Raw genomic sequence first — 3,433 nt, 5'->3', positions numbered from 1 at the left:
GACCTGCCCCCGGCACGGCGCGCGGCTCTCCGACGCCGGCCCGCGCCCGCGTACCGCGGTGCTCGCGGCGCGCATCGGCGGGCTGGTCCGCAAGCGGTTCGTGCTCACCGAGACCGAGCCGGTGGCGATCGGCCGGGCACCGGACGGCCCGGGCGGGGTGACGCTCGGCCAGTGGCTCAACGACGAGGCCCGCCGCTGGATCAGCCGCAGCCACATCCGGCTGGAACTGCGGGTGGGCGAGGTGGTGGTCACCGACACCAGCACCAACGGCTCCGGCGTACGCCCCGGCGGCTCGATGGCCGAGCACGAGCGGATCGCGCTGGCGCCGCAGCAGTCCCGGGTGCTCGCCGAGGGCGACCTGATCGAGCTGTACCCGGGCGTGCAGGTCGGCCGCGCCGACGACATGACCAGCGACGCGAAGTACACCCCGAACTCGGTGATGGCCGAGGCGCCGACCATGGCGATGCGGCTGCCGCGTCAGTGACGGGCACGTGCGAAGGCGCCGGGACCGTCGTGGTCCCGGCGCCTTCCTCGCGTACGGAGTGAGCCTTCTCGCGTACGGCCTCAGCCGGCGAGCACGGCGGCGAGCTGCGCCACCGCGTGGTCGATCTCCTCTTCGGTGATCACCAGCGGCGGGGCGAGCCGGATGGTCGAGCCGTGCGTGTCCTTGGCGAGCACACCCCGCTCCATCAGCCGCTCGCACGCCTGCCGGCCGGTCATCAGCGCCGGGTCGATGTCCAGCCCGGCCCACAGCCCGCGACCGCGTACCGCCACCAGGCCCTTGCCGATCAGGCCGCGCAGGCCGGCGTGCAGCCGCTCACCCAGCTCGGCCGAGCGGCGCTGGAACTCGCCGGTCGCCAGCAGCCGGACCACCTCGGTCGCGACCGCGCAGGCCAGCGGGTTGCCGCCGAACGTCGAGCCGTGCTGGCCCGGCTGGAGCACACCCAGCACGTCGCGGTTCGCGGCCACCGCCGACACCGGCACGATGCCGCCGCCGAGCGCCTTGCCCAGCAGGTACATGTCCGGCTCGACGCCCTCGTGCTCGCAGGCGAACGTCGCGCCGGTACGCCCCAGACCCGACTGGATCTCGTCGGCGACGAACAGCACGTTGCGTTCGGTGCAGACCCGGCGCACACCCGGCAGGTAGCCCTCCGGCGGCACCACGACGCCCTGCTCACCCTGGATCGGCTCCAGCAGCACGGCCACCGTGTTCTCGTCGATCGCCGCGGTCAGCGCGTCCAGGTCGCCGTAGGGGACCACAGTGAAACCCGGGGTGTACGGCCCGAAGTCGGCGCGTGCGTCCTCGTCGGTGGAGAAGCTGACGATGGTGGTCGTACGGCCGTGGAAGTTGCCCTCCGCCACCACGATGTTGGCCTGGCCCGGCGCGACGCCCTTGACCTGGTAGCCCCACTTGCGGGCCACCTTGATGCCGGTCTCCACCGCCTCGGCGCCGGTGTTCATCGGCAGCACCAGGTCCTTGCCGCAGAGCGCGGCCAACTCGCGGCAGAAGTCGGCGAACTGGTCGTGGATGAACGCACGGCTGGTCAGCGTGAGCCGGTCGAGCTGCGTGTGCGCGGCCTCGATCAGCTTCGGGTGCCGGTGGCCGAAGTTCAGCGCCGAGTATCCCGCCAGGCAGTCCAGGTAGCGGCGGCCGTCCACGTCGGTCAGCCAGGCGCCCTCGGCCGACGAGATCACCACGGGCAGCGGGTGGTAGTTGTGCGCCGTGTGACGCTCCGCGTCCCGGACCGCGGACGGAGTCCGCAGCATGTCGTCGATGATCACTTGCTCGCCTTTCCCTGACGGAGTCGCAACGTGCAGCACTTCGGTCCGCCGCCGGCCTTGCGCAGCTCGGACAGGTCGATCCCGATGGTCTCGTAGCCCCGGTCGCGCAGCTTCGCGGCCAGGTCGGTGGCCTGCGCGGGCAGCACCACGTGCCGGCCGTCGCTCACCGCGTTCAGGCCCAGCACCTCGGCGTCGGCCATGGTGGCGTGGATCGCGTCCGGGAACAGCCGGCGCAGCACCGCCCGGCTGCCGGGGGAGAACGCCTCCGGCAGGTACGCCACGGTGCGCTCGTCGAGCACCGTCAGCGCGGTGTCCAGGTGGTAGAAGCGGGGGTCCACGAGCTGCATGGTGATCACCGGGTAGCCGAAGACCTCCTGGAGCTGCGCGTGCGAGGCGTGCGCGGTGCGGAACCCGGTGCCGGCGAGCAGGTGGTCACCGGCCAGCAGGACGTCGCCCTCGCCCTCGTTGACGTGCTTCGGGTCGTGCATCTCGAAGCCGGCGCCCTCGAACCAGGCCCGGTACGCGGGCGCCTCGTCGGCGCGCTGCGGGTCGCGGAACTGCACCGCCATGGCCTTGCCGTCGATCACGGTTCCGCCGTTCGCGGCGAAGACCATGTCCGGCAGGCCGGCGACCGGCTCGATCAGGTCGACCTCGTGGCCCAGGTCCAGGTACGTGCGCCGAAGCTGCTCCCACTGCCGGATCGCCAGGTCGGCGTCGACCGGGGCGGTGGGGTCCATCCACGGGTTGATCGCGTAGTCGACGGCGAAGTACGTCGGCCGGCACATCAGAAAGCGCTGGCGGATGGCGTCCATCGTCATGTCGTGCTCCCAGGGTCGGGCGCGCCCGGCCACCGTCGGCCCACGGGCTGGCGCCGTGGTCCAACGTTATGCGGCCCGGGTAGACGACATCCACCGTGGGAAGTTGCGTCCGGCAGCGGATCGTTGCGTTGAATCGGTCACCGACGAGCGATCGTTGCGCCGGCACCGGACACACTTCGGGGGCGGCGAACCGCCGCCCCCGAAAGAGGTGTTGCCCGGCCGGTGAACCACCGGAACTGATCAGGCTGGCCGGCCCTGCCGGCGATCGGGACAGTGCCCGTCAGAACCAGGCACCAAACTGTGAGTCAAGCCACTCGCGGAAGCGGCCCACCCAGTCGCCGTCGGTGGTCGGCCAGTCGAACTGGCCGGTCATCGCCACGATGCCGAGCACCACGGCGGCCAGGCCGACAGCGATGCCGATCAGCGCGTCGGTCTTGCCGGCCACGTGCCGCCGACGGGTGGCGATCAGGCCCAGCACCGCCAGCACGGCACCGACCGCGCCGCCGCCGATGCCGTACCCGGCGAGCGTGCCGGAGAGCACGAACATCGCCCCGACCACGGAGACGATCAGGCCGAGCGTGGCGAGCAGGCTGGCCCGGGGACGCTTGGTCGTGTACGGCTCCGGGCGGTCCACCCGGCCGTCGCCGTCGGTGTCCGTACCGTCGGGCCGGCCGTCCCGGTCGAGGTCGGTGCGGTCCGGCCGGCCGTCGCGGTCCAGGTCGACGGTGCGCTCGGCGACGGGCGCCGCGCCGGCGGTCCGGGCGTCGGTCACCGGAGCGGTCCGCGTGTCGGCGTCGACCCGGCGGCCGGTGACCGCACGCGCCGCCGCGCCC

General features: G+C 72.8%; 3 protein-coding genes and 1 pseudogene. 1 reads left to right on the top strand and 3 read right to left on the bottom strand.

All coding sequences use genetic code 11. The features are described from left to right. The coding region (locus AC2CHG_RS30720) for an FHA domain-containing protein (protein ID WP_484526133.1) at positions 1 to 484 on the top strand (484 nt) is incomplete at its 5' end. 80 nt (positions 485 to 564) lie between these two features. Here AC2CHG_RS30720 and rocD read toward each other — a convergent pair. From rocD to AC2CHG_RS30705, 3 genes and pseudogenes are all read right to left on the bottom strand, one after another. After that, positions 565 to 1,779, bottom strand: a complete 1,215-nt coding sequence (rocD, locus tag AC2CHG_RS30715) for an ornithine--oxo-acid transaminase (protein WP_355512668.1) — start codon at positions 1,777 to 1,779, stop codon at positions 565 to 567. Next, positions 1,779 to 2,594 (bottom strand): dimethylargininase, encoded by an 816-nt coding sequence (gene ddaH, locus AC2CHG_RS30710; protein WP_262014000.1) that lies wholly within the window; start codon positions 2,592 to 2,594, stop codon positions 1,779 to 1,781. Before ddaH ends, rocD begins: the two co-directional genes overlap by 1 nt. Before the next feature lie 286 nt (positions 2,595 to 2,880). Next, positions 2,881 to 3,433 (bottom strand): annotated as a pseudogene (locus AC2CHG_RS30705) (thrombospondin); the annotation flags it as partial.

The sequence above is a fragment of the Micromonospora sp. ATLC20 genome (genome assembly GCF_057196585.1).
This window is presented reverse-complemented; position numbering and strand designations above follow the sequence as displayed.